The organism is Polyangiaceae bacterium (assembly GCA_020633235.1).
Classification (GTDB): Bacteria; Myxococcota_A; Polyangia; order Polyangiales; family Polyangiaceae; genus JACKEA01.
This window is the reverse complement of the sequence record JACKEA010000007.1, coordinates 516,510-542,651: the sequence shown is the minus strand read 5'-3', so window position 1 is coordinate 542,651 and position 26,142 is coordinate 516,510. Positions and strand designations below refer to the sequence as shown.

The window sequence follows — 26,142 nt, the reverse complement described above, 5'->3', positions numbered from 1 at the left end:
TGTTGTCGCTGCGGCGCGAACCCCGGCGCGGCCGCCCAGCGCGCCCCCGTGCCGTCGCGTCTCGGACCGCGTGACAAGCCGTGCTATGGCTGCCCCGCGGGTGGGGACGAGAGGGAACGCGACGGGGTTCGCGCCGGACCAACATGGAAATGCAAACTGAAGCTCCCAGTGTGATGGATGCCGGCTACGCCGTGGCCGATCGTTTGATGCTCGCCCTGCCCACGCAGTGGATCCGTTCGGAGATCGGCCTGGGCATGCACAACGGAGAGCTGGAGGTGAGCTCGAGCATCACGCAGTTTTCCAACGCGCGGCCCGAGTGGAGCGTGCCGGTGGATCCACGGGCGGCGCAGAAGCAGCTGGCGCAGTCGTTCGAGCTGCTGCGGCTGGCGCTTTCGGCCGATGGCGTGGAGTGGGAGCTGGGCGGCGCAGAGGTGGAGCGCCGCGGAGATGGGCCCATTTGTCTGGATCTCTTCGACTACGGCGAGAAGAAGCAGGTGATCGCGCACCTGGAGATGGACCCGGGGGATCTGCTCTTCGGGGACGAGCTGCTGCAAGCACTGCACGAAGGGCAGCCCAAGTGGGAAGCGCGGCAGCGAGAGCTGGTTCCGTGGCTGGAGAACCACGTGGGTTGGTCACTGCACCTGGAGCAGAGTGAGCTCGAGCTGGAGGAGGCCGACGGCAACCAGATCGGAGCGCGCATGGAGATCGTGGGCTCCTGGTCCAAACCCTACGAGAGCTTCCGCTGGTCCTGGGCCGACAAGAGCTATGGCCAGGTGCCGGCGCTGGTGAGCGGCACGCGAAAGCTCGCGGAGCGGGCAGAGGCGTGGCCTGGCCAAGGCGTACTGTGCACGCCGGGCTTCGACTGCGACGCCATCCTGGCGGACGCGCTGGCGATGCTGGCGGCGGACCATCTCGGGGGTTACCCGGTGTATTTCGGTCGGATGCCGGACTTGACCGTGTTCGTGGCCATCACGGGCCCCCTGTTTGGCTGAAATTCCGGGCGATCTGGCTTCCTCTGAAACGATTCTTGGTCTATAGGGAGGCCGCTCCGTCGTGCTGCAGCGCGGCAAGTGGCGTCGCCGGCGATCTCGCGGTGTCGGCGCCCGGCGTCGGAGCTGTTTCGCCTGAGCCAGGAGCAAAGCCTTGGATCTGATCTACTCCGCCCCCATCGCTGGCGCGGCCGCGCTCATCTTCGCGTTCTGGAAGACGAGCTGGGTCAACAAGCAAGACGCCGGCACCACCGAGATGAAAGACATCGCGGCCCTGATCCGCGAAGGCGCGATGGCGTTCTTGGCCCGTGAGTACAAGGTGCTCGCGGGTTTCGTCGTCGTCGTCGCGGGCCTCTTGGCGCTCGCCAACATGGGCGACAAGCCCGGCCACAGCCCGCTCATCGCGGTGTCCTTCGTGGTGGGCGCTCTCGCCTCGGGCCTCGCCGGCTACTTCGGCATGCGCGTGGCCACCGCGGCCAACGTCCGCACCACCGCAGCGGCTCGCGGCAGCCTCGAGAAGGCCCTCGACGTGGCCTTCAGTGGCGGCACGGTGATGGGCATGAGCGTGGTGGGCCTGGCGCTGGTCGGCCTCGGCGGTCTGTACATCACCTACACCATGGCCGTGTTCCCGGGTCAGGCCGGCGTCGCCACCACCATCAACGTGCTCACGGGCTTCTCCATGGGCGCCAGCAGCATCGCGCTGTTCGCCCGCGTGGGCGGCGGCATCTACACCAAGGCCGCCGACGTCGGCGCGGACCTGGTGGGCAAGGTGGAGAGCGGGCTGCCGGAGGACGACCCGCGGAACCCCGCCGTGATCGCGGACAACGTCGGTGACAACGTCGGTGACGTGGCCGGCATGGGCGCGGACCTGTTCGAGTCCTACGTGGGCGCCATCATCGGCGCCATGGTGCTCGGCTACGGCGCCACGGCGGTGCAACAAGGCAACGTCGGCCCCATCGTGCTGCCGCTGATCATCGCAGCGGGCGGCATCATCTGCTCCATCCTGGGCACCTTCGTGGTGCGCGTGAAAGAGGGCGGCAACCCGCAGCTCGCGCTGGACACGGGTTCCTTCGGCGCCGCCGGCGTGATGGCGGGTGCCACTTTCTACCTGGCCAAGGTGCTGTGGCCCGAGGGCGGCACGGAGCTCGCGGGGCAGCACGTGGGCTGGCTGGACGTGGGCATCGCCACCGTCATCGGTCTGGCCACCGGCGTCGCCGTCGGCCTCATCACCAGCTACTACTGCTCGATGGAGAAGCCGCCGGTGGACGGCGTCGCGGAGCAGAGCAAGACCGGTCACGCCACCAACATCATCGCCGGCTTGGGTCTCGGCATGCAGTCCACGGCCGTGCCCATCATCTGCATCGCGGCCGGCGTGGTCGGCGCGGCGCACTTCGCCGGCCTCTACGGCGTGGCCATCGCCGCCCTCGGCATGCTCAGCACCACCGGAATCCAGCTCGCGGTGGACGCCTACGGCCCCATCGCGGACAACGCCGGCGGCATCGCGGAGATGAGCCATCAGAAAGCGGAGGTCCGCACTCGCACGGACAAGCTCGACGCCGTGGGCAACACCACCGCGGCCATCGGCAAGGGCTTCGCCATCGGCTCCGCCGCCATGACGGCGTTGGCGCTGTTCGCAGCCTTCTCCCAGCAGGCCAACATCACCGGTATCGATCTCTCGAAGCCCATGGTGATGAGCGGCGTGTTCATCGGCGGCATGCTGCCGTTCCTGTTCTCCAGCATGGCCATGAGCGCCGTGGGCGAGGCAGCGATGGACATGATCGAAGAGGTCCGCCGTCAGTTCCGCGAGATCGATGGCCTGCTCGAGGGCAAGGCCAAGCCGGACACCGCGCGCTGCGTGGACATCTCCACCCGCGCGGCCATCAAGCGGATGATGCTGCCGGGAGCGCTGGCGGTGGTCACTCCGGTGGTCGTGGGCTTCGCCTTCGGCCCGGAGGCGCTGGGCGGCGTGCTCGCCGGCGTCACCGTCAGCGGCGTGCTGCTCGCGCTGTTCATGAGCAACGCCGGCGGCGCCTGGGACAACGCCAAGAAGTCCTTCGAGGGTGAAGGCTTCAAGATGCGCGACGGCAGCATCCACCCCAAGGGCTCCGAGGCGCACAAGGCCGCCGTGGTGGGCGACACGGTGGGCGACCCGTTCAAGGACACCGCCGGCCCGTCGCTCAACATTCTGGTCAAGCTGATGAGCGTCGTGGCTCTGGTCATCGCCCCGCTGATCGCCCTGTCCTGATTGCGACCCATTGCGCCGGCAGCGACCTCGCGTCCTGCCGGCGCAGCTACATTTTCTGTAGGCGTTTCAGCCAGTCGCGAAGCTCCGTCGACTCGGGCTTCAGCTCGATCGCGCGCTCGACCTCGCCAATGGCGCTCTTCAACAGCTCCGATGCTTCGTAGGCGCGCGCCAAGGTGGTGTGACACTCCGCGGAGCCGGGGGCGAGCATCACGGCCTCCCGCGCCGGTTTGATGCCCTCCCGCGGGTCGGACGTGTGCAGGTAGCATTCCGCGGCCCGTCGCAGCGGCGACGCGTCGTCAGGTCGACCCGCTGCGACCTTCAGCCACGACTTCGCGGCCTCGTCCCAGTGGCCGTACTTCTCTTCGTACTTCGCGCTGGACTCGTAGCCGTCGGCCAAGTGCTCCGTGGCCTTCACGTCCGCTTGCTCGTAGAGCTCGCGGATCGCAGTGTCGTCAGGGGCCAGATTCGTGGCGATGCGCAGGGCGTTCACCGCGGATACCCAGTTCCCCGATGCCAGCGCTTCGGTTCCGGCTCGGACGAAGCGGTCGATGCGGGGCGATCGCTTCGCCGCCAGGAACTGCCGCATCGACTGGCCTGCGCGCTCGCGGCGCTCTTCTCGTGACACTTCCGGCTCCGTCACTTCCGAGGGCACGCGCCGGGGTCCGGTCAAGCGGCGCGCCAAGGCGCGGCTCCGCTCGCGCGCGCTCTCTTCCGGGGCGAGCTTCGGGACCGGCGGGAGGGGCGGGGTCGAGGGCCGCGGCGGCGGAATGGACGTGAGCACGGCATCGAACGCGCGCGTCTCGCGCCGCACGCCGAGATACTCGTCGTACTCCTCTCGGGACGACTTCCGCGTCAGCACCTTCTCCGCTTCTGCGAGGCGCTCGAAGATCCTTTCGAGCTTCTTCTTGTAGCTGCCCAGATTGCGGCCGAAGAACTTGTCGGGGTGGTAGAGGGGGATCAGCGCGTAGTACGCGTTCTTGATCTCCTTCTTTTCTGCATCCGGCTCCACGCCCAACAGCTGATAGTGGGACGACGCCCCGAGCCGCTCGAACATCGACGAGATGCGCTCGCGCTGTTCGGCGTCGAGATCCACGTCCTCGACAGGCGGCGGAGCCGAGCCCGCGAACACGCGCTCTTCCTTGGGTATCGCGATGTCGTCGTCCGTCCGCGGGTCGCGCGCCGAGTGAACGGCCCCCAGCTCCTTCAATCGTCGCAGCGTCGCTCGGACGTCGACCAAGCTCATGCCGGTGACGATCACGATCTCGTCCAGCGTCATGGTGCCGTCGAGCTGCGACAGCACGAACGCGTCCGTGGGGGAAAGGGGCAACGACGCGATGTCGATACCCTCGACGCGCCGCGGAATCGTTTCGCGGGAAGTGCTAACCACGCAAACGCCCATGATACGGACCGGCTGGATGCTGCGACCACAATTCCGCAGTCAAATCCCGGGTTTGCCGGGAAACAGACGGAATTCACCATGGAGGCGCCTTTGGCCGAGCGGGATCCGCCGGCTTTGGGAGGTACAGCATGCTTCGGGCCAAAGTCGGAATCGGTGTGACGTTGACTGCAGGGCTCCTGGTCGCCGTGGCGGCGATGGGCAAGCCCAAGCCCAAGCAAAAGCCAGTCGGCATCAGCAAGGCGGCAATGGGCGTGAAGCTATCGTCCAGCTCTGCAGCAAAGCTCAAGAAGCTGACCATCATTCCGCCAACGCCGAACGTCCAGGCGAACATCACTACCGTCGCCGCCAAGGCGCGCCTCCTCGGGCTGAATGTCAGCGACCTGGAATCTCCAGTGCGGCTTTCGATGTCGAGCCTGAGCTTCAGGCAAGGGAACGCGCAGGGATCGGGGTTCCACTTCTATGGCTGTGACCTGACCCAACAGCGTTGAGCCTGGTGCCAGGGCTTGTTGGTCCGGCGCGCGGGCCTCGGGGCATCGCGAAGCGCGTTCGGCGGGGAACCTCGCTGGGCCTGTCCGGCGCGTGCCACAATCTCTCGTCGCGGCGTGGCGCGGAAGCCACGCCGCTGCTAGTCCATGACCCACATTTTGCGGGGATTCGGCGCCGGCACGGCACTTGCGAAGGCGCCTGCACCCCGCACCCGGTGAGGCCATGACTTACATCCGCCTGCTTCGCACATCCGCTCTCGTCGCATCCACTCTGCTCTTCGGCTGCAGCAGCTCGGGAGGCGGCGGTGGCGGCACCAGCTGCGCCGATGGTGGCACCTGTCCGCAAGGCACCGTCTGCGACCAAAACTCCATGTGCGTGTCGGCGGGCACCGGCGGCGGTGGCGCGTCCACGAGCAGCGGCGGGTTCGGCAACTTCGGCGGGGCGCCCTCGGGCGGCTCGACCGGCACGGGCGCAACCGCAGGGATCGGCGGTGGTACATCCGGAAGTGGCGGCGCGCCGCCTGGTGGCGGCTTTGGCGGCACTGGCGCAACCGGCGGCGGTACCACCGGCGGCTTTGGCGGCACCGGCGCGACCGGCGGCACGGGTGGCACCACGGGCGGCTTCGGCGGCACCGGCGCAACCGGCGGCGGTACCACGGGCGGCTTCGGCGGCACCGGCGCAACCGGTGGCACGGGTGGCACGGGCGGCAGCGGCGGCTCGGCCGGCGCGGGCACCTGCTGCACGGCTTCGGCGTCCCCCGGTTGCAGCAACGCGAGCATCCAGAGCTGCGTCTGCGCGCTGGACTCGTACTGCTGCGCCACCGCGTGGGACAGCCAATGTGTCGGCGAGGTGAGCCAGTGCGGCACGACCTGCGGCACGGGCGGTACGGGCGGTAGCGGCGGCTCGGGCGGTAGCGGCGGCTCGGGCGGCAGCGGCGGCTCGGGCGGCGGCGGACAGCTGTGTGGCAGCGTGACGTGTGGCTCGGCAGCGGCGTGCTGCATCTGTTCGGGGCAGCCGATCTGCATCTCACTGCCGCCCAACACGACGTGTACGGACTTCTGCGGCGGCTGACCGCGCGGTTTCCGCGGCGGACCAACAAAAGAAGCCGGAAAACCAGGGGGAGATCTCACATCCCGGAGGCGTAGGACGCCGGTGCCCAGGGCAGCCCCCCGGCGTGAAGCTGTGGCGCGAGGGGTTTTTGCCTGCTATCCGTCCGCCCGCCCTGCTGCCCGATGCAGCCAACACCCGAGAAGGGGAGCTTCAATGTCTTCGATCCGTCTTTCGATCCGACTTCTGACCATCGCTGGCGCCGCGAGCGCCCTGGCTCTCGCCGCGGGCTGCAGCAGCAGTGGCGGAGGTGGCGGAGCGGCGAGCTGCGCGGATGGCGGCACCTGCCCGTCGGGCATGGTCTGCAATCAGGATCAGGTGTGTGTGTCATCAGGAACCGGCGGCGGGGGTGGCTTCGGTAACAGTGGCGGCTTCGGCAACAGCGGCGGCTTCGGTAACAGCGCGGGCTTCGACGGCGGCTTGGGTGGAGCTTCGGGCGGGAGCGGCTTCGGCGGCGCGGCGGGCTTCGGTGCCAGCGGCGGCAGCGGTGGCTCCGGGGGATTCGGGGGTAGCTCGGGCTCCGGTGGCTTCGGTGGCACGGGCGCGACGGGTGGTTTCGGTGGCACCGGTGCGACGGGTGGTTTCGGTGGCACGGGCGCGACGGGTGGTTTCGGTGGCACCGGCGCGACGGGTGGTTTCGGTGGCACCGGCGGCATTGGTGGCACCGGCGGCATTGGTGGCACCGGCGGCATTGGTGGCAGCGGGGGCAGCGGTGGCACCACCAGCGTGGGCACCTGCTGCACCGTGGCCAGCACGACCGGCTGCAGCAACGCCACGATCCAGAGCTGCGTGTGCGCGGCCGACAGCTTCTGTTGCAGCACCTCTTGGGACAGCACCTGCGTGAGCGAGGTGACCTCGATCTGCGGCTACACCTGCCCGAATTGATCACCGTCTCCGCAGCTGCCCCACGATGGTGAGGGCAGAGAGCAACAGCAACAGCGTCGGCGTGAAGCCGGCGCCGAGGGCGATGGCAAGCGGCAGAGGCCACGCCAAGCTGGGGCCCACCGTGAGCACCAGGCCGCCGAGGGCTCCGGGAACGTGAAACGGCGGGCGAACGCAGTCGCGGATGGGGTGCTCGAGGCGCGCGTTCCGCGCGCGTCGCATCCACAGCACCAACACGGACACCACGAAGCCCCACAGGCCGCCCAAAACGGCACCGCTCGCGGCCGCCAGCAGAGCTCGAAGCAGCACGCGGTATGTTGTCGCGCCGGGGTGGGGCGTGTCACGCTCCATCTCGCGTGAAGATCCAGCTCGTCAACGCTCCCATGCTGCTGAACCCCGGGGCGCTCACGGCGCTCCGGCCGGCTCCGCCGCTGGGGCTCGCCTACGTCGCCGCGGCGCTGCGCAAGGCGGGGCACGACGTGAGCGTGATCGACGCCATCGGCGAGGCGCCGGATCAGACCGTTCGGCAGGGGCCGCTGGCGCGGCTGGGCCTCGGTAACGAGCAGATCGTCGCGCGCATCTCGGCGGACACCAAGGCCATCGGCATTGGCAACATGTGGAGCTTCGGCTGGCCCACGGTGCGAGGCTTGGTGCAGGCCATCAAGCGCGCGCGGCCGGACCTGCCCATCGTCGGCGGCGGCGAGCACTTCAGCGCCGCGCCGGAGCACTCCATGCGCGAGGCGCCCATCGACTTCGTGGTGGTGGGCGAAGGCGAAGAGACGGCCGTGCGGCTGTTTGGCGCGCTGGCAGCCGGCGAGAGCCCGCGAGACATCCCCGGCATCTGCTATCGCGACGCCGAGGCCAATTGCGTGCGGAACCCGCGCGCGCCGCGGACCAAGGCCATCGACGACATTCCCTGGCCCGCTTGGGACCTGTTCGACCTCGAAGCCTACGACGAGCGCCACTACGTCACGGGCAACCGCTACGGAAAGACGGTGCCGGTGCTCGCGACCCGCGGTTGTCCGTATCAGTGCACGTTCTGCTCCAGCCCGCAGATGTGGACCACGCGCTGGGTTCCGCGAAACCCGGTGGACGTAGTGGACGAGATCGAGAGCTACGTGCAGCGCTATGGCGCCAACCACTTTCCGTTTCAGGATCTCACGTCGATCATCAAGCGCGACTGGATCATCGCCTTCTGCAAGGAGCTCCTGCGCCGCAAGCTCGACGTGCGCTGGCAGCTGGCGGCGGGCACGCGCTGCGAGGTGATCGACGACGAGGTCGTGTCTCACTTGTACCGCGCCGGGTGCAAGGCGCTGTACTTCGCGCCCGAGAGCGGCAGCGAGCGCACCCGTAACCTGATCAAGAAGCGCCTCAAGACGGAAGCGTTGATGCGCGCCTCGGAGTGCGCCATCCGCGGCGGTTTGAACCTGGGCTTGTTCCTCGTCATCGGCTTCCCGAAGGACACGGTGGAAGATCTGGAACAGACCGTGACGCTGGCCAAGACCATGGGGGCCCTCGGCCTGTCGGACGTGTCGTGTGCCTACTTCTTCCCGATCCCATCCACGGAGCTCGCGAGCTACCTGATGAGCACGGGGCGCATTCGTTTCGACGACGACTTCTTGATGACGCCCATCTTCGTGCACGACAAGCTCATGCGCGAGAAGCACAACTATTGCGAGAACGTGTCGGCTCGCACCCTCACGCTGTACAAGTACAAGATCGTCGGGTCGTTCTACGGTGCCCTCTGGCGCCACCATCCCGAGCGGCTGTTGGCCTCCGCCAGCAACGGGCTCACCGGCGTGGAAAACTCCAAGCTCGACGTGTTCCTGAACGAGTCCCGCCGCCGCGTGGCGCGGCGTCTCTTGCCCTGGCGCACGGTCGCGAGCTAAGTCCGCAGGCGTTGAGCTCTGCCTGGCGTTTTCGGCTCCTGATCCTGTGCATCGCCCTCGCGGCGGGCACGCTCCTCGATCGGGCCGCCTTTGGCGCCGGGCTGTCCGGCGACGACTACGTGCAGCAGGCGACCCTCACCCATCGCTTGCCCATCTCGCGGAGCCCGCTGGGCGCCTACAACGCCGTGGAGAACCCCGCGGAGGTGGCGGTACTTCGCGATCGCGGCCTGTTCCCCTGGTGGGTGGCGGACAGCACCGTAGCGGTGCACGCGCGGCCATTTTCCAGCCTGCTGTTGTGGGTGGATCACGCATTGGGACTCTCGCCGCTGGGCCAGCACGTCCATGGCTGGCTGTGGTGGGCGCTCGGTGTGCTCGGGATCGGCGCCCTCGCGTTTCGTGTCACTGGCCGCGTCGCCGCGAGCATCACCACGTTGGTGTATGCGGCTGCGCCGGCCCATGCCATTCCACTCTGTTGGATCGCGAACCGCACCGCCCACGTCAGCGCCGCGTTCGGCGCCTTCGCTCTGTGGGCCCTGGTGGGCTACACGAAGAGCGGACGCGGCAAGGACGCTGCTCTCGCTCTGTCACTGATGAGCCTCGCGCTCCTGGCCGGCGAGTACGCCCTCGGCTACTGCGCCCTCGGCGCAGGACTGCTGTTGGTCCCGAGCCCCCGGCGCATCAAAGCCCTCGCCGGGCTCGGCGGTCTCGTCGCCGTGACCTTCGCCCTGCGTGCGGTCGCGGGCATCGGCGTCCGGGGCAATGGCATGTACATCGACCCGCTGCTGCAGCCGCTGCATTTCCTTTCGAATCTCGCCATCCAGCTCCCCGCGTTGTTCGTGCAGGCGTTCGTGCTGGTGCCCAGCGAAGGCACCGTCACCCTGGGTCGCCTGGGCGGTGCCGTCGTGATCGTGCAGCTGTGGATCGTCGCCGGCATCGTGGCCGCGGTGCTGGTGGCCCTCGGGCGCGGAGGTCCGGAGCGCGCCCTGGCGATGCCCGTCGTGGTCGGTACCGCGCTGTCGATCGCACCGTTCTGTGCGGTGGATCCCTCCGTGCGCCTGCTGGTGGTGCCCATGGCGGGCGCTTCCCTCGCCATCGGCATCGCGCTCTCGGGTGCTTGGTCCCGCCTTCGCCGTCCGGGGTTCTTGCGCTTCGCCGCGGCCATCGGCGGCATTGGCCTGGGCCTCGTCCAGTTCGTGTGGGCGCCCTACGCCACGTACCGAATCGCCCGCGCCTGGGCCGCGTCCCAAGCGGTCGGCCGGCACTTCCTGTTCGACACGGATTTCTCTGGCAAGCTCGCGTCCGTGGAGCACGTGATCGTGCTCCGCACCAACGACCTCGTCGCCATGTACTACGCGCCCTACATGCTCGCGGTGCGCGACGGTCACTTGCCGAAATCTTGGCGCGCCCTCAGCGCCACCCGTGAGCCGATCCTGGTGCGCCGCCTCGACGAGCGCACGCTCGAGATCTCCGCGCTGGAGGGCAACCTGTTCGACGCCCTGGTAGCGAAGATGATCCCCGTCGCACCGCCGCTTCGACGCGCCGGCGGCAGCGTCGAGACCCCCGACGTCCGGGTGACCGTGCTCGCCGCGCCCGAGCGCCCGACTCGCGTCCGCTTCGACTTCCGGCATTCGCTGGACGCCGCGCACACGCTGCTGCTCGACGGCAATGGCGACGCCCTCGTGACGGTCGAGCTGCCCGCCCCCGGCGGCGTGTTCACGCTGCCCCCCGCCGGCAAGGACCCCGACGTGCTCGCGCCGAGCCAACAAAATCAGTAGCGAGCTTCGTCTTCCAATGTCGGTCCGCCGCGGTCTCCCCGGTATCGCGAAGCGCGTTCGAAGGAGGAGAACCCCACGTTCCGCAGGTCAGTCCCACGCCTTTCTTCGCGCTGGGTGAAAAAATGTCGCGACTGGAGCGACGGGCCCGGGTCTTCCCTGTGCGGGCGAAAAAGCTCGCGAAAGAACGGGAGGAACCACATGTTCACGCGTCGTTTCGCAATCAAGATGTTGGCGGCCCTCATGGCCGTGCTTGCGCTCGTCGGATGCAAGGGAGACCCCAAGCCGGGGCAGGAGGCGTTCAACGAAGCCAACTCCAAGATCAACGTGTTCGAAGGGGAAGTGGGCTTTGGCAATACCAGCGCGGCGAGCGGCCTCGCCAAGAAGTACGCCGCGCGCATCAAGCAGGACGACCACGAGAACTTCGAAGGCGGCGAGGACGAAAACACTGCGACCACCAAGGGGAACTTCCTCACCTATTGTCGCGAGACACCCAAGGAGATCGTGTTGCTGGTCCGTGTGCCGAATCTGGACACGTACTCCGGGGACGTCCGCAAGGAGCTTCTGCAGCTGGCCTGGAAGGCGGCCGTGGAGTTGAGCGCGGAGCTTCGCAAAGGCGGCGATCGCACGATCACCGTCGCGCTACGCGGCACGTTGCTCTACGGCGGCCTGGCCACCGGGATGGGCAACGGCGCGCCCCAGACGGAGACGGCCGAGGCCATCGACGTCGGCAAGCTGTACCCGCGGTTCGTCGGCAAGTAGCTCAGGCGGCGCGCAGGCGGGCGCGCACGTCCGGCAAGCTCAAGCTCACGAGAGCGTACAGCCCATAAGGAATGCCTACGCCACCGAGCAGAGCAAAGACCGCATACGAAAGGCCGGTCCAGCGCGCCCAGCCGCGGCGCTTGAAGAGACCCCACGCGGTCAACAAGACCCACGCTGCGCCAATGGCGTTCCACCACAGCCCCAGCACGACCAACAGCGGTGTGTCGGGGCTGTGGTCCTCGGCGCCAAAGCTCACCAGCTCCACGCTCAACCACAGGAGGCCGAGGTGCAACAGGAACATGCCGAGCAGGGCAAGCACGTTGACGGTCAGGTGGACCTGGCCTCGGGTGACCGGTCCCACCGCCTTTCGCTTTCGCCCGTGCGCAAGGAGCTCTACCACCTTGGGGCGAGTGAGGCTGTAGATGGCGTAGGCGGAGTACGGCAACCCCAGAACCGTGGCGCCGGTGAACCCCGCGTAGGAAAGCGTGGAGACGCGGGCCCAGGCCTTTCGCCGCCAAAGCCCGAAAGCGTTCAACGGTGCCCACAGGAGCCCGAGGCACACCCACGCGGCTCCGTACAGCGCGAGCGCGACCACGATTCCGTCGCTCACGGTGAGGGGCTCGGACTCGATGTCTTCGGTGTCTTCTCGGCCCACGTCGTAGGCGCTGTCGTCAGGCTGTGCAGGAGAATCGAAGATCGTGGGATCTCGATAGACCAGCAGCGCAGCCCACAAGAGCACCACGAACCAGAACGCGTGCAACAAGGTCCAGCCCGCAAGCAAGATGGCGTTGGTGGTGACGTGGGCGCTGGCGTTGACGCCTCCGCCACCTTCGAGCTCCTCGAGCAGCGCGGGCAGATCGGGGTAGCGCTCGGCCGGATCCGGGTCCAGCGCGCGACGCAACACTGCGACGAGCCAATCGGGAACGTTCGGGGCGAGCGGCAGATGGCCATGGGGCAGCGTTCCGTACACCGCTTCCGCCAAGCACAACGCATAGGCGTACTGATCCGAGCTCGCCGTAGCCAACCCCGTACGTTGCTCCGGCGCCATGTACGCCGGGGTCCCGGCGGCCTCCTGATCCGCGTCGTGACTGGACACCGCCAGTCCGAAATCGGTAACCAGCACCCGGTCGTCCGTCGCCACCAGGATGTTCTGCGGCTTCACGTCGCGATGAACGAGGCCACGGGCGTGGGCTGCTGCGAGGCCGCGACCCGCTTCCACGAACACCTCGAGGATCCGCTCCAAGCCGGGCCGGGCCAGCTTTCGCCATCGATCGAGGGTCACGCCCTCCACCAGCTCCATGGCGATGAACGCGCGACCGGAAGCCTCGCCCACGTCGAAGACCGGGATCACGTTCGGGTGCTTCATCGACGCGACGGCACGCGCCTCCGCGAGCAAGCGATCGCGCGCTTCCCCGGCGAGCTCCGGACGCATCAGCTTGAGGGCGACGTGGCGCTGAAGCGCGGGATCCCAAGCGGACAGCACCAAGCCCATGCCGCCGGCGCCGATCTCGTGCTCGACCTGGTAGCGCCCCAGCGTGTGGGGCATGTCACTGCGACTACTCTCCGGCCCCGCCGGCACACGCCGGGCACGACTCACGAAGGCCTCTCCCAACAGCTCGACCACGCTGCCGCACTCGTCGCAGCGCTCCAGGTGCGCTTCGATTTCTGCGCGCGCCTCGGGACTACCACCTCCCTGAACGAAGGCGCCCAAGGCGTTTTCGTCGGGACACGAGAGGGCGGGTTTCACGGCGAGACGCCCGAACGATACCCATGAAGTGCTTCGAGGTCGACGCGCGCCGGCATTTGGCGAAACTACGTCGCGTGAGCTTCGTGACGACCTTGTCCACCCGTCTGTCGAAAGGGCACGACGCGGAGCTCGAACGCGCCCTGGCGCTGGCGTGGAGCGAGCTTTCGGCGCGGCATCCCGGAATCGCCGAGCACGGAGGCGCCTTTGCGGATCACGTCGCCGCGCGATGGCCCCTGGACGTCGAGCCGTTGACGCACGTGCGCGGCTTGGCGTGGCCGGACCTGGCGCTGGCGTTTCTGGCGCTGCGCGGGGACACATCCGCGTTGACGGAGCTTTCGGAGCGCTTACGGCCCATCGTTGCGCGAGTCGTGGCGCGCGGGGACGGCCCGGACGCCGACGAGCTCTCGTTCGCCCTGGAAGGCAAGCTGTTCGATCCGCAAGACTCCAAGCTCGCAGGCTACGTGGGCGGCGGAGAGCTCGAGGGTTGGCTCAGCGTGATGGCGACGCGCACGTGGTTGAACTTGAAGCGCGCCCGAGGACGCGAGCAGCTGACCGCAGACGTGGAGCCGGCGGCGCCGCTCCAGGATCGGGTGGACAGCCCCGAGCTCGCGTACCTGAAGGAGCTCTACCGGGAGCAGTTTCGGGCCGCCTTCGAACGTGCCGCCACGAGCCTGAGCCCAGAGGAACGCAACGTGCTTTCGGCCTACTACTCCAAGCGCGCCAACATCGACGCGATCGCGGCAAGCCGGGGGATACATCGAGCCACGGCCGCGCGCCGCGTCAGTCGAGCGCGAGAGCAGCTGCTCTCGGAGACACGACGACTTCTGCTGGCAGAATTGCAGCTCCCCCGCTCCGACTTGGAAAGCGTCATGCGGTTGATCCAGAGCCAGCTCCACGTGACGCTCTCACGACTGTTTCGCGAGGATTGATCAGTCGCCGTTCGCATCGAAGCTGTCGTAATTACCCGATGCCCCGCCCGCGGCGTTGTTGGGATCGTAGTAGATGTGGAAGGCGACGGCCGTTGGCCAACCCCAGTCCGTGGGGTTGTCGTGGTTCGTGGTGTCGAACACGCGCTCGAAGAGCTTGTAACAGCCGGTGGGGTCGGGGTCGGCCCAATGCATCCGTGTACCTGCCTTGGGCTTGAACTGCTCGACACCTACGTCGGGCACTCCGACGGCATCCGAGGACTCGCGGGGCGAAAGTTGGTACTTGCCGTTGTTCGCTGCGGTGCCGCTGTTGGTGTAGTCCACGCTCACGGGTTTTGTCGGAGCGCCGGCGTAGTTCTCCAGGTACTTGCCCAACAGTGACCAGTCCGGCGGCCCCTTGTTGGCGTGGGAGAACTGCCAGAAGCCGTTCTGCCAGATGACGAGGCCGTTCGGCCCCGCAAAGCCGTTGTCGAAGCCGTTGGCGTGGGAAACGATGATGTTCTCGTCCGCGGCCAGCGTGGCGTCGTCATTCGCCGGAACGATGAAGGCCGGATCCCAGGTGTTCGGACGGACGCCGTTCTGGTCGTTCGAGTCGGCCCCCAAGCTGTCGATCGGTGGAATGATGGTGTTGAACTCGAAGGTGACGTCCTTCCAGTGACCTTGCATCGCCTTGCCCGGTATGGCGAACAGGTTGTCGACGGCGGTGTCCTTCATGGCGCCCAGGTTGGCGTTGCCCCAAAGCCCCTGCTTGGCGAGGTAGCGATCGTCGCCCCAGGCGTCCCGCGATTGAATCCAGTTTCCTTCGATCGACCAGTTGGCGTGGGAGTGGGGGGTCAGGACCTTCTCGAACTGAATGAAGTCACGGTGGTCGGCCGCCGACGCCCGCCCCTTGGCCATCGCGTAGGTGTCCTTGATGGTCCAGTTGTCGGTCTGTCCCTCCCCGACGAACTGGATGAAGTCACCGAAGTTCTGGGCAGACACGCAGCCATCGATGCGAATGTCGTCCGATCGCCCCGCTCGGTGGCCAAACACGGCTTTGCTCGAACCCATGAAGACGCACTGCCGCCATTCGATGTCGTCCGATTCGTTCGCGTTGCCGAAGGTGGTTCCGCCTCCCTGATTCACGAGGGTGTAGACGCCCGACTTGGGCGCGACGTCGAGGGCAGCCGTGCTGCGCGCAACGTCCCCGAGAATGGCGCAGCGCATGAAGCGAACGTGCTTCGAGCTCTCGACGCGATGCTGATCTGCGCCCTTGTACGGCAAGCTGTCGTCCGTACCGATGGTGAAGAGCGAGACGCTTCACGGTTGTTTCGACCGACATGCCTCGTCACGTTACCGAGCCACGACACGCCACGCCCTTACGGAGCCTGCGCGTTGTTCCCCACATTTCCCGACTGCGAACTGGTTCAACCAATTGGGAAGCGGCGTTCGCGCCACCTGCAGGATGCACCGGGGCCTAACTGACTGAAATTACTGGGCTCAGATCGTGGCATGGAGCTGGCTACGCGAGGGGGTGATGGTCAAACCCACCTTTCTCCAGGGCCTACTGGTGCTGCTGCGCAGCGCGGGGGTCGGCATCGTCGCCACCCTCGTCGACCTCGGCGTGCTCGCTCTGTTGGTGAGCGGACTGGGTGTTCCCGTGCGCGCTGCGAGCATCCCAGCGCTCAGCCTCGGGATCGCCGTTCAGTTCTTCGGCAACAAGCTGTTCGCGTTCGGAGATCGCTCGAACGCGTGGCTCCGACAAGGCACTCAGTTCCTGGGCGTGGAAGCGTTGGGCTTCGTCGCCAACTTGATGCTCTTCGACTTCATCGTTTCGCACACGCAGTTGCCGTACCTGGCGGTACGGCTCGTGACCACGGCGGTCGTCTACTACGCGGTCTGCCTGCCCTTGTGGTCGAAGATCTTCAAACCCCAGCTCGAGGAGACGACGTCATGACCGGTTTCGCGTTCGTGCTGATGGGCCTGTGCTCCGCCTGGATCGTGTTGGGCATCGTTGCCGTCATCCGCGCCACCTCGCGCACCACGCGAGCACCGAAGCCGAGCGAGCTGCCGCCCGTGACCGTGCTCAAGCCGCTGTGTGGCGCCGATCCTGGCCTGGAAGAAAACCTGGAGACGTTCTTCAATCAGGACTACCCGAGCTACGAGCTTCTCTTTGGAGTGCAGAATCCCGACGACCCCGCGGTGGCGCTGGTGGAGGCGTTGATCGCCCGGCATCCGGAGGTGCCGGCGCGACTGGTGGTGCACACGGGCGCGGACGCCATCAACCCCAAGGTGGACAACATCTTGGGCATGCTGCCGCACGCCTCCAACGATATGCTGCTGGTGAGCGACAGCAACGTACGCGCGCCCGCTCACTACGTCTCGGAGATGGTCGCCACCCGCCTCGCAGACGAGCGCACCGGTCTGGTGACGAACCTGTTCGCGGGTACGGGGGAAGACGGCCTGGGCTCGGCGCTCGAAAACGTCCAGCTCAACGGCTTTTGCGCGTCCGGCGCGTCGCTGCCCACTCTGCTCGGCGACGCGTTGGTAGTGGGCAAGAGCATGTTGCTGTCGCGTGCTCAGTTCGAGGGCCTGGGCGGCTTCGAGCGGGTGAAGAACGTGCTCGCCGAAGACTTCGTGATCGGCAAGATGTTCCAGCACGCGGGTCTGGAGGTCCGCATCGCACCCACGGTGCTCGAGAACGTGACGCGCAACATGAGCGTGGCGGCGTTCATCCGTCGCCAGCTCCGCTGGGCCATGCTGCGCTCGCGGCTCCGTCCCTGGGCGCAGCTATCGGAAATCGTCACCAGCCCGCTGGCGATGCTGCCCGCCGCCTGGGCAGTGATGGGTCCCGCGGCCCTCACCTGGTGCGTGCTGCTGCTCGCCCTGCGGGACGTGGGCGGCTGGGTGGCACTTCGCGGCTGGCGTCGCGCCTGGGTCGCGGCGCTCCTGTCCCCCGTGCGCGAGCTGGTCTTGCTCACGGTGTGGCTCCGCGCGCCGCTCAAGCGCCACGTCGTGTGGCGCGGGCACAAGGTCCGGCTCGGCGCGGGCACCTTGGTGTACGCGCCCGCCGGGCGACGCTGAGCCGCCTCGAGATTTCGTTGGTGGGAGCTGCTTGCACGGGTACTGTGGGCGACATGGCGAAATCTCCGGCACACGCAGCACCCCTCTCCGTGGCCCTCGTGCTCCTCGCACTGCTGGCGTGCAAGGGGGGCGACAAACCCACTGGCGCGCCGGCGTCGGCGAGCGCGCAGCCTGCGGCAGCCGCGCCAACCAGCTCGCCGGACATCGCAGCCGAGAAGTTGGGCACGTTCGTCTGCAAGGAGATCAAAGACGACGCTTGCGTCGGCGCCACGGAGCAGTTCCCACTCGATGCTCCCGTGGTGCATGTCTCTTACAAGACGGCGACCATTCCGAAGAACGGCGACGTGTTCAAGATGCTGTGGATCGCAGAAGACGTTGGCAAAGCTGCCAAACCGAACACGGTCATCGCCACCCTGGAGAAGAAGGTGGCGGATCTGCCGGATTTCGGCGTGAAGAACTACGTGGTGCATACCCAGCTCAGCAAGCCGACTGCCGGCTGGCCCGAGGGGAAGTACCGTGTCGAGATCAAGCTCGGCGACACGCTGGTATCGACTGCCAGATTTCAAATGGCTTCGGACTGAGCAGGCTACGCTGCTCGTCACAGCACCGGCTTTCCGTCCAGCGCCGTGAGCTGCACGGTGAGCAGCACGGCGCGCTGGGCGGGCTTGGAGTCCCGAACCACTCGCCGAACGTCTCGGAACGCTTCCAGGTTGATGTTCGAGATCGCCTCCACGTCCGCCTGGGTGGCGGAGAACACCACGTAGGCACACAGGTTTCCGCCCCGCGCCTCCAGCTGCTCCGCGGCCTTCTGTGCCCAGAACTGCTTGAGTCGGGCAAAGGCCGCGGGATCCGATCGCGTATCGACGAAGCGCTGGTCGTCGTTCACGCGCCAGCGGTTGCGCTTCCACACGATGAGCCCCGCCGTGGACAAGGCTTGCAGCGTCTCCTCTTCTTCGTTGAGAGTGATGCTCAGGCGCGAGGCGATCCAACCAGGGCGATGTGCGGACAGCCCCGCTTGTTCTCGTAGCTCCAAAAGTGCCAGGACGGCTTCGCTCGCAGGGTGATCGTAGGCGAGGCGGCGATAGGCCGTGAGTCGCGCCCACTCCTCCTGTGCCGAGGGCAACTTGGGCGGATCGACGAAGCCGGCGATCCAGTCCAGCGCGCGGCCGGTGGCGACGTCCAGGAGCTTCAGGAAGACGCCCACCTTCGGCTCGGTGATGCCCGCGAGAATGCGTGAAACCACGAAGCGACTGAGTCCCGCTCCTTCGGCGAGCGTCGTGATCGACTGCGTTCCTGCCAGGACTCGCAAGAACTCGCTCACGTCGCCCTGCCGCAGACGCTGCTCTCCCGCGGAGAAGGCGGAGGTATCGAAAGCCGCGCACACGGCGATCAGATCGATGCCCACGAGCTTGGCCAGGCGGAAGAGCTCCGAGATGGACGGAGCGCGTTCTCCGCTCTCCCAGCGGTTGAGAACGTTGGTCCGGTAACCGAGCTTCTTGGCCAGCAGTCGACGCGAACGCCTGCCGCACACCGCGCCCAGCAGCTCCCTAGCCAGGAGGTCGTGATCCACTCTGCCAATTATGCACACGCCTGCGCATATCCGGCGGCACAAACGTGCAAAACCGGGTTGAGGCAGCCGATGCTGGGACTCATGCTGTGAGCATGACCAGTCGCTCCGTGCTGTTCGCGTTGGGGGTCTTGCTCGCAGGCTGTGGCAGCACGAACGCCGACGATCCGGGATCCGGCGGCTCGGCGGGAACCGGCGGCTCGGCGGGCGCGGCCGGCAGCGGAGGGGCTGGGGGTCAGAGCTGCGAGGCGCTCAAGGCAGCGATGAAGAGCTGGATCGACGCCCGGACGAGCTGCGGGCCCGGCAGCACCTGCGCGCGGATCGACCCACCCCTGGTACCGCTGAACACCGATGGTCTGTGCAACTCCGCCGCGGTGTTCGATCCGAGTGCTGCGGGCGAGCTCCAGTCCCTGGCGGACCAGTGGACCGCGATGGACTGCAAGGACACCCTGGACGGCCAGATCATCATCGCGTGCCCGTCGATGCCCGGGCACGCCGAGTGCGTGGACTCGAAATGCGCGATCGTGAACGACACGCCCCAATGCCCCGACACTCTGGATCCGGTGTGCACCCAGTCCGGCATGAACGCCCGGAACGAGTGCTACGCGAACGAGTTCCTGAAGGATCCGCCGGCGTCTCCCGGATTCTGTCCCGACACGCCGCAATGCACGTCGCAGGGAGGAACGTGTCACACCGCCACGGACAACGGGCCGCGCTGCGCCGACGGAACCACCTTCGCCCCGAACAGCATGACGTGCGCGGGCGGCAACTTCGAGACGAGCTGCTGCGTACCGAGCGGTGTCAACTGCACCTTGGTGCTGCGCTCCATGAGCCTCACGATGAATCCCTTCACGTGTCAGAAGATCGACAGCGCGCCTTTTTCGATCTGCCTGGGCGCCGACCCCACCGCGTGCGACTACCAGACGCAGATCACCCAGGGCGCCGGCTCCAAGCCGTGGAACGCGGCGGTGACGGTGCACACGTCGCCCGGCAATCAGATCGAAGTCAGCGGAACCAGCACCGATCTCGGGCGCAAGTTCAAGTGCGCCGGAAGCATCTCCCACGACTTTGCCCCAGACGCGATCTGGCAGTGCGACGCGTGTGACCTGAACGATCAGAACTGCACGACGTGCGCCGTTCCGCAGCACACGTACTGCGATCCGTGAGCGCCGTCAGTTCGACAGGGCGAAACCCTGCAAGTAGTAGTTGATGCACAGCGAGGTTCCGCGTCTCACCAACATGAGTCAGATGCGGGCGATGACCGGCTCGCGCGAGGGGTTCTCGTGAGCTCGAGCGAGACGTGAGCTCGGGATCTGCTGAGTGACGAGACCCTCCGGCACGGTGACGGCCACGTCGCGTGTGGACGACTTCTCGGGCACCGGCGGCTGGCTGCTCCACCACGTCTCGGCAGCTTCCCGAGACCACTCCGAGGCGCTGCACTGCGAGAGCGCTTCGTGCAGCTCGCCGCCGTTCGCGTAGCGGTCCTTTGGATCCTTCGCCAGGCAGCGGAGCAACACGGCTTCTAGATCGCGGGGGACCGAGTGAGCCGAGGTCAGCGATGGAGGCAACGGCGGCTGAGAAAAATGCGCCCACGCCAGCTCTTGAAGCGTGCTCGCCGTGAACGGCACGTTGCTCGTGAGCAAGAAGTAGCCGAGCACGCCGACGGCGTAGACGTCCGTAGCAGGACCCACGCGTTCGGGATGGTAGGACGCCTCGGGTGCCATGTACTCCGGAGTTCCTGCAGCGCGCGCGGCGTCCGCGGTGCCATGCACTTGCAGCGCCAAGCCGAAGTCGAGCACCTTCACGCAGTCCGGATAGCCTTCCACGCGGCACACCATCACGTTGGTGGGCTTGATGTCGCGGTGAACCAGCCCGCGCGAGTGAGCCTGAGCCAGGGATGCGCTGACCTGCGTGAGCAGCGAGAGCACACGCCCCGCGGGGAGCGGGCCATGCTGATCCACGAGCTCTCGCAGCGTGACGCCATCCACCAGCTCCATCACGTAGTAGAAGATGCCGTCGCTGGTCTGACCGTAGTCGTACAGAGCGACGGTGTTGGGGTGCGAGAGTTGGCTGGTGAGCTCTGCTTCCCGACGCAGCTGTTGCTCGTCGTGCTCCGAAGCGCGGACGAGCTTGAGGGCGGTGCGACGGCTCAGCAGCGCATGATACGCCTCGTACACCGTGCCCATGCCGCCCTCGCCCAGCTTTGCGCCCAGGCGATAGGCGCCCAGCTCTCGAGCGCCCAGCACGCGGCGACGCAGACGATAGATCACGTGGCTGGTGGTTGCCGTGACGGCCAGCAAGGCCAGACCGAAGCCAACCACCGCAACCGTGGACATGGTGCGAGCAAAGCCGTGGTAGAGCGACCGCGAGATCAGCAGAAGCGGCAAGAGCCCCACCAGGCCAACGACGAACGTGCGGGCCCCGGTGCTGGGCACCAACGCCGCGCGGGCGCACAGGGCCAGCGCCACCAGGAGCAGCGATGCCAGCTCCGGGCGCTGCGCCGGTCCTCGATTCAGGGCGTCCAGCACCGCGCTGCCCGCGACCAGGGCGATGGCAGCGACGTCCACCCACAACAGCGCACTTCGGCTACGCCGCCCACGGCCAAGCCACAAAAACAGCGCCGTGCTGCCCACGACCAGCGCCCCGCGGCGCACTGCTCCCGGGCCAAACAGCGCTTCGGCCAGCGAAAGGTGCCCCACACGCAGCCCGACGAACACCAGGAGCAGATGGAGAAAACCGGCAACGCCCGCCAGGACGCCCACGTACAGGCGCGTTCTCGAGCTCAGCGCATCGTCCATCTGAAGGGGGGACAGGGCCCGCTGACGATGCGTTAGAATATTTCGTGATCGGCCGCCGTCGTGCGCCCCATGGATCACCCCCGGATGGAGGAGTAACTTCGCCTCATGAAGATCGAGACCGCCACCATCCGCCGCTTGTCCGAGGCGCTGCTCCAGAGCGGACGGCGCCCGAGCATGGTGATGTCGCCGGCTTACGAGACGTTGACGCGGGAGGGCCTGCTCAGCCCGGAGGAGATGGCCGCCTTCACCCGGGTGGATCCGCTGGCGGAAACGATGTTCTTGATGATGAGCGCCGACGGAAAGATCGAGGAAACGGAGCGCGACGCGGTGCGCGGTGCAATTCGCGGGCTCTCCGACAACCTGCTGCGTAGCGGCACCATCAACGTGATGATGGAGACTTACCAGAAGCGCCTGGACGAGCAGGGTCGGGACGAGCGCCTCCGGGAGATCGCCGACGAGATCGCGGAAGAGAAGAGCGAGGCGGAGGGCGCCTTTGCCCTCGCGGCAGCGGTGGCGCTGGCGGACGACGAGGTGGCAGAAGAAGAGAACGAGCTCATCAACCAGCTGGCGGAGTGGTTCGGGATTTCCGAAGAGCGCGCCAACGAGATCTTGGATCAGCTGGAAGAGGATCGCGACGCCGAGGAGTAACGCTCGAGCGTCCAGGCGATGGCGGCAACGCCCGCGCCCAACATGCCGAAGGGCCAATCGCCGAGCACCCGAAGGCCGGTCCAGAAGCTGGCGCCGCAGATGAACAGCATGAGCGTGAGGGCGGCCCCGCGACCAATGAACGCGAGGGTGAGGCCAGCCAACACGCGGTCGGCGACCTTGCGCGAGAGAGGCGCGAGCAGCGCCACCAGCACCAGCAGCGCGGGGCCCACGTACTTGTAGACCAGCGCGAAGCCCACCACCCAAGCGGGAACGTGGGGATCGCCGAAGCCGCCGGCGCCGAAGTCCATGCCGCCGAAGTCGATGGTGCCCTGCATGCCGATGCGGAGCAGCGTGAGCAGGGAGAAGGCGACCAGCACCAAGATCGCCGTCGTGGCCAGCGGTGGCTCCTCGGGTTCCCGCGATTCCGCCAGGGCGGTGCCCATCGCTTCCGCCAGGTACACCAGGCCCACCACCGCAGGCACTTCCCAGATGCGAGAGACGAAGGCGTAGCTCACCAGGCCCAGGTGCAGACCCAAGCCGTAGGCGCGGCGCCGAAAGGCCCACGCGGCCACCAGCGCGAAGGCGAGCACCGCCGTGCGCCCGAGCCAGGGCGTGAGGTGCGGGCGCAGGAACAGCGACGCCACGATCAGGGGCAAACCGAGGAGCACGACGAGCCAGTGCTCGCGGGGGGAGCGGAACAGACGCCCCACGCTCCAGGCGGCGACGGACGCGATGGCGCCGCCGTACATCAACGCGGGGTGCTTCACGTACCAGCTCGGGACGATGCCCTCGGACTTGGTGCCCACGCGGAACAAGAGCAGGAACACCAGCAGCGCCACCGCGAAGCGCAGCCAAGAGACCTTCGGACGAGAGCGATAGATGGGCAGCGCGTCTTCGGTCACCCAACCCGAGAGCGAGAGCACCACCACGCCGAGGCCCACGGCGACGTAGGCAATGGGTTGCGTATTGGGCGTGTAGCTGCTGACGGTGAAGCCCACGACCCACAGGATGGATAGCCGTGGGTAGCGGTTCACCCACTGCGCGAACCGCGCGGGAGACACCAAGAAGCCGAGGGCGGGGAGCAGGCCCACCACGAAGCACACCACACGCGCGGCGTTCGGCAGCCCACCGGGCAGCCGCTCCACCTCGAACACGAGGGCGATGGACAGCGCGAGCACGCCGAAGGCGCCGGCGAGCCAGGGCAGCACGCGACGACCCAGCGCCACGAACGCCATCAGGGTGAGCAGCAACACCGCCAGTGCGGCCGTGAGCCAGGCCTTGGGCGAGGTGATGCCGTGGGCGCCGGTCACGGCGGCGTCCACCCGGCGCGCGGCCTTGCGACTCGCAGCGAGCTTGTCCGCTGGAGGTGCTCCCGCGGCGCAGGGCGCGAGCAGCGTGCTGGCCGCCGCCACGGCGCCGGTGGCCACCTCGCCGTAGGCGACCACTCCGGCGGCATTCTTGCAGCTGGCAGCCGCCACCTCGGGGGGCGGAAGATCGATCCACTCGGAGATCAGCACGCCCTGACCGTGGGCGGGCAGCGGCGCGCCCACGAGCGTCGCCAAGGTGGGCGCGAGATCGACCTGCGGCAACGGCCCCGGCGGGCGGCCGCCCTTCTTGATGCCCGGTCCATACGCGAATGCGGGAGTGCGCCGCTGTATCGGCGTGTCGGATCCATGAGTGCCGCTGTCCACGGCGCCGTGATCGCTGGTGACCACCACCGTCCAGTCGCGACCGAGCTCGCCCAGCAGATCGAAGAGCAGCTTGTCGTAGCGCTTCACGTGATCGCGATAGCGCTGCGACAGAATGCCGTAGGCGTGCCCTTGATGATCCGGCGTGACGAAGTGCGCGATCATCACGTTTGGGCGATCCCGAAGCAGCGTGCGCACGTCGCGAAAGGTGTGGGGATTGAAGTCCACGTCGATGGCCACCCCCGGCGGGTCATCCAGGTGGCGCGCGAAAGCGGGACCGAACATCTGACCCCACGCGGGATCTCCCGCGGCCTCCACCGTGAGCCCGGCCTTCTTGGCGTTCATCAGCCAGGAGTTGAAGGGCGGCGGATCCGGGTTGATGTTACGAACGATCTGCTCGAAGCGGCCGCGCTGACCGGTACCGAAGCTCATCACCGCGCTGGAGGTCATGCTCACGCGGCCGGCCCACAGCTCCGCGCTGGCGTCTTCCTTCATGGCGCGGGAGAAGCGGGGCATCAGCTCCGGATTGGTGGCGATGTCGTAGCGGAGCCCGTCCACCACCACGAACAACAGGTGCTGAGTAAGGGGCTCGCTCAGCAGCCGGACGGGCGTGACCTCCTTCGGCGCAGGCACCGGCAGGATCACGCGGACCAGCGAGATCCACACGCCGGTCACCACCAGCGAAAGGAGCGCCAGCACGACCAAAGGCCGATATTTCTCGCGGGTCTTCACACCGAGGGCACCGGGGTTGACAGAGACCCAGGAGCCCTAGACCGTCTGCGGCATGGCAGACAAGTCCGAAGTACCGGAATACGAGTTCGGCCACGCCGAGAACCTCGTGATCGGTTCCACGGCGAACCGAGCTCGCATCTTCGGGATCTTGTGCGCAATCAGCGGCGCCTTCGAGGTGCTCGCGGCCATCGCGAACCTGGTCGGCCTCAGCAACGGAAACGTAGCAGCGTTTCTCGCGCCCGCCGGCGTGTTCAACATCGTGCTGGGGATCCTGCTCACCCGCGCCAGCACCTCGCTCTCCAAGGTGGTGACCACTCAGGGGAGCGACGTCAGCTTGATGATGGACGCCCTCGAGAACATGTCGAAGGCGTTCTTGATTCAGATTGTCGCCAGCGTGCTGTTGATGGTCACGGTGCTGGCGATGGTCGTCGTGTATACGCTGCTCGCCCGCGCCTAGAGACACTGCCCCGAGACGCAGCTGGTGTTGCCGGGGCACTGCCAGTTCGCGTTGCAGCCGGGCACGCACTGGCCATTGACGCAGATGAGCCCCGAGCCGTCGCTTCCGGGGTTGCACTCGCCGTCGCTGGCGCACGCCGCAGCGCTCCCACACTGCGCGTCGATGTCCGCGCAGCAGTCGCCGTAGCCCGCGCATTGGTCGTCGCACCAACATCCGCTCGGCGCCTGTGCGCCGCAGACGCCCGCGCAGCTCGCGCTCGGTGCCGGCGTTCCAGCGCCGCTCGGCTCGCCGCTCCCGCTCGGCTCGCCGCTCCCGCTCGGCTCGCCGCTCCCGCTCGGCTCGCCGCTCCCGCTCGGCTCGCCGCTCCCGCTCGGCTCGCTGTTCGCGCTGCAAGGGCCGAGCGGCGTGGACGCGTCCACTTCCTCGACCTGCACCTTCACCTTGTCCGACCAACCGAGGGAGCTCACGCCGAACAGCTCCTTCGCCACCAGCGGTGAGACGTCCATCACCGCGGTGCCCGCCGCTTTCTCGACGCAGGCGTCGGGGCCGTAGTCGTCCGTCTGCGCCACGACGCACTTGCCGTTCGCCGTGATCTTGACGTGCGCGCCGCAGCCGTAGCGTTGCTTCGACGCCGCGTAGTACCAAGTGCCGGATTGGCTCGCCCCGCCGCACGCGAGCGGCTGCGGCTCCGTGGGTCCGCCGAAGGTCGTCAGCACGTACGTCCCCGTCGGGGGAATCGACGAAGACGCCTTGCCCTTGCAACCGCTCAGGGCATCCCCCGCAGGCGCGGGGCGCTCGCCGTTGCCCGCGCCGGGGTCCCCGGTTGCCGCGCTGCAGCCGACCACGAAGAGAGACAGAACCAAAGCGGACAGACGTGCCATGCCGTCCGTACAGCAATGGGCATGCCGCCGAAAAATGCCGAGAAAACGCGACGGTTCCGCGGCTTTGTCCGGACTTTGAGCGTGCGCTGTCCGGACGTTTCCGC

23 protein-coding genes are annotated in these 26,142 nt (G+C 67.4%); 15 read left to right on the top strand and 8 right to left on the bottom strand.

From position 1 onward, the window contains the following. Positions 1-149 precede the first annotated feature (149 nt). Entirely contained in the window at positions 150-992 is an 843-nt protein-coding gene (locus H6717_35745; protein MCB9582445.1) for a hypothetical protein, read from the top strand. A gap of 151 nt (positions 993-1,143) precedes the next feature. Then, the gene (locus tag H6717_35740) at positions 1,144-3,234 is read left to right on the top strand and encodes a sodium-translocating pyrophosphatase (protein ID MCB9582444.1); all 2,091 of its coding nucleotides are present in this window, start codon (positions 1,144-1,146) and stop codon (positions 3,232-3,234) included. Positions 3,235-3,280: 46 nt separating this feature from the next. On the opposite strand, the gene H6717_35735 is transcribed toward H6717_35740, so the two are convergent. Further along, entirely contained in the window at positions 3,281-4,621 is a 1,341-nt protein-coding gene (locus tag H6717_35735) for a DnaJ domain-containing protein (GenBank protein MCB9582443.1), read from the bottom strand. Positions 4,622-4,761: 140 nt separating this feature from the next. On the opposite strand from H6717_35735, the gene H6717_35730 reads away from it, so the two are divergent. The 3 genes from H6717_35730 to H6717_35720 all read left to right on the top strand — a co-directional run bounded on the left by H6717_35730 (position 4,762) and on the right by H6717_35720 (position 7,111). Beyond that, positions 4,762-5,121, top strand: a complete 360-nt coding sequence (locus H6717_35730; GenBank protein ID MCB9582442.1) for a hypothetical protein — start codon at positions 4,762-4,764, stop codon at positions 5,119-5,121. Between the two features lie 220 nt (positions 5,122-5,341). Further along, on the top strand, positions 5,342-6,190 hold the full coding sequence (locus H6717_35725; GenBank protein MCB9582441.1) for a hypothetical protein: 849 nt from the start codon (positions 5,342-5,344) through the stop codon (positions 6,188-6,190). Positions 6,191-6,382: 192 nt separating this feature from the next. Further along, positions 6,383-7,111 (top strand): hypothetical protein, encoded by a 729-nt coding sequence (locus H6717_35720; protein MCB9582440.1) that lies wholly within the window; start codon positions 6,383-6,385, stop codon positions 7,109-7,111. Here the strand turns inward: H6717_35720 and H6717_35715 are convergent, their stop codons facing one another. Continuing rightward, the gene (locus tag H6717_35715; GenBank protein MCB9582439.1) at positions 7,112-7,459 is read right to left on the bottom strand and encodes a hypothetical protein; all 348 of its coding nucleotides are present in this window, start codon (positions 7,457-7,459) and stop codon (positions 7,112-7,114) included. A gap of 5 nt (positions 7,460-7,464) precedes the next feature. On the opposite strand from H6717_35715, the gene H6717_35710 reads away from it, so the two are divergent. The 3 genes from H6717_35710 to H6717_35700 all read left to right on the top strand — a co-directional run bounded on the left by H6717_35710 (position 7,465) and on the right by H6717_35700 (position 11,531). After that, positions 7,465-8,997 (top strand): B12-binding domain-containing radical SAM protein, encoded by a 1,533-nt coding sequence (locus H6717_35710; GenBank protein MCB9582438.1) that lies wholly within the window; start codon positions 7,465-7,467, stop codon positions 8,995-8,997. Positions 8,998-9,008: 11 nt separating this feature from the next. Then, the gene (locus H6717_35705) at positions 9,009-10,772 is read left to right on the top strand and encodes a hypothetical protein (GenBank protein MCB9582437.1); all 1,764 of its coding nucleotides are present in this window, start codon (positions 9,009-9,011) and stop codon (positions 10,770-10,772) included. A 198-nt stretch (positions 10,773-10,970) separates the two neighbouring features. After that, positions 10,971-11,531 (top strand): hypothetical protein, encoded by a 561-nt coding sequence (locus H6717_35700; protein MCB9582436.1) that lies wholly within the window; start codon positions 10,971-10,973, stop codon positions 11,529-11,531. 1 nt (position 11,532) lies between these two features. Here H6717_35700 and H6717_35695 read toward each other — a convergent pair whose 3' ends face one another. Then, on the bottom strand, positions 11,533-13,278 hold the full coding sequence (locus tag H6717_35695; GenBank protein MCB9582435.1) for a protein kinase: 1,746 nt from the start codon (positions 13,276-13,278) through the stop codon (positions 11,533-11,535). A 74-nt stretch (positions 13,279-13,352) separates the two neighbouring features. Here H6717_35695 and H6717_35690 point away from each other — a divergent pair, with 74 nt between their 5' ends. After that, the gene (locus tag H6717_35690) at positions 13,353-14,207 is read left to right on the top strand and encodes a transcriptional regulator (GenBank protein MCB9582434.1); all 855 of its coding nucleotides are present in this window, start codon (positions 13,353-13,355) and stop codon (positions 14,205-14,207) included. Here H6717_35690 and H6717_35685 read toward each other — a convergent pair whose 3' ends face one another. Continuing rightward, positions 14,208-15,467, bottom strand: a complete 1,260-nt coding sequence (locus tag H6717_35685; protein ID MCB9582433.1) for a hypothetical protein — start codon at positions 15,465-15,467, stop codon at positions 14,208-14,210. 253 nt (positions 15,468-15,720) lie between these two features. Here H6717_35685 and H6717_35680 point away from each other — a divergent pair, with 253 nt between their 5' ends. From H6717_35680 to H6717_35670, 3 genes are read left to right on the top strand one after another with little or no spacing between them, the layout of a single operon-like run. Further along, positions 15,721-16,140, top strand: a complete 420-nt coding sequence (locus H6717_35680) for a GtrA family protein (protein MCB9582432.1) — start codon at positions 15,721-15,723, stop codon at positions 16,138-16,140. Further along, complete coding sequence (locus tag H6717_35675) at positions 16,137-17,267, top strand: glycosyltransferase (protein ID MCB9582431.1); 1,131 nt, start codon at positions 16,137-16,139, stop codon at positions 17,265-17,267. The genes H6717_35680 and H6717_35675 overlap by 4 nt, the downstream gene beginning before the upstream one ends. Before the next feature lie 53 nt (positions 17,268-17,320). Continuing rightward, positions 17,321-17,848, top strand: coding sequence for a hypothetical protein (locus tag H6717_35670; GenBank protein MCB9582430.1), 528 nt, complete (start codon positions 17,321-17,323; stop codon positions 17,846-17,848). 17 nt (positions 17,849-17,865) lie between these two features. Here the strand turns inward: H6717_35670 and H6717_35665 are convergent, their stop codons facing one another. Next, positions 17,866-18,837: a helix-turn-helix domain-containing protein gene (locus tag H6717_35665; protein ID MCB9582429.1), complete on the bottom strand. Its 972-nt coding sequence runs from the start codon at positions 18,835-18,837 to the stop codon at positions 17,866-17,868. A 92-nt stretch (positions 18,838-18,929) separates the two neighbouring features. On the opposite strand from H6717_35665, the gene H6717_35660 reads away from it, so the two are divergent. Further along, the gene (locus H6717_35660) at positions 18,930-20,000 is read left to right on the top strand and encodes a hypothetical protein (GenBank protein ID MCB9582428.1); all 1,071 of its coding nucleotides are present in this window, start codon (positions 18,930-18,932) and stop codon (positions 19,998-20,000) included. Positions 20,001-20,078: 78 nt separating this feature from the next. Here H6717_35660 and H6717_35655 read toward each other — a convergent pair whose 3' ends face one another. After that, a complete protein-coding gene (locus H6717_35655; protein MCB9582427.1) occupies positions 20,079-21,632 on the bottom strand; it encodes a serine/threonine protein kinase in 1,554 nt (517 codons plus the stop codon). Positions 21,633-21,737: 105 nt separating this feature from the next. On the opposite strand from H6717_35655, the gene H6717_35650 reads away from it, so the two are divergent. Then, entirely contained in the window at positions 21,738-22,280 is a 543-nt protein-coding gene (locus H6717_35650) for a TerB family tellurite resistance protein (GenBank protein ID MCB9582426.1), read from the top strand. Here H6717_35650 and H6717_35645 read toward each other — a convergent pair. After that, positions 22,247-24,700, bottom strand: coding sequence for an alkaline phosphatase family protein (locus tag H6717_35645; protein ID MCB9582425.1), 2,454 nt, complete (start codon positions 24,698-24,700; stop codon positions 22,247-22,249). The genes H6717_35650 and H6717_35645 overlap by 34 nt on opposite strands. A gap of 52 nt (positions 24,701-24,752) precedes the next feature. Between H6717_35645 and H6717_35640 the strand changes: the two genes are divergently transcribed. After that, positions 24,753-25,157 carry a hypothetical protein gene (locus H6717_35640; GenBank protein ID MCB9582424.1) on the top strand — a complete coding sequence of 135 codons (405 nt, stop codon included), beginning with the start codon at positions 24,753-24,755 and terminating at the stop codon, positions 25,155-25,157. Here H6717_35640 and H6717_35635 read toward each other — a convergent pair. After that, positions 25,154-26,038: a hypothetical protein gene (locus H6717_35635; protein MCB9582423.1), complete on the bottom strand. Its 885-nt coding sequence runs from the start codon at positions 26,036-26,038 to the stop codon at positions 25,154-25,156. The genes H6717_35640 and H6717_35635 overlap by 4 nt on opposite strands. Positions 26,039-26,142 lie beyond the last annotated feature (104 nt).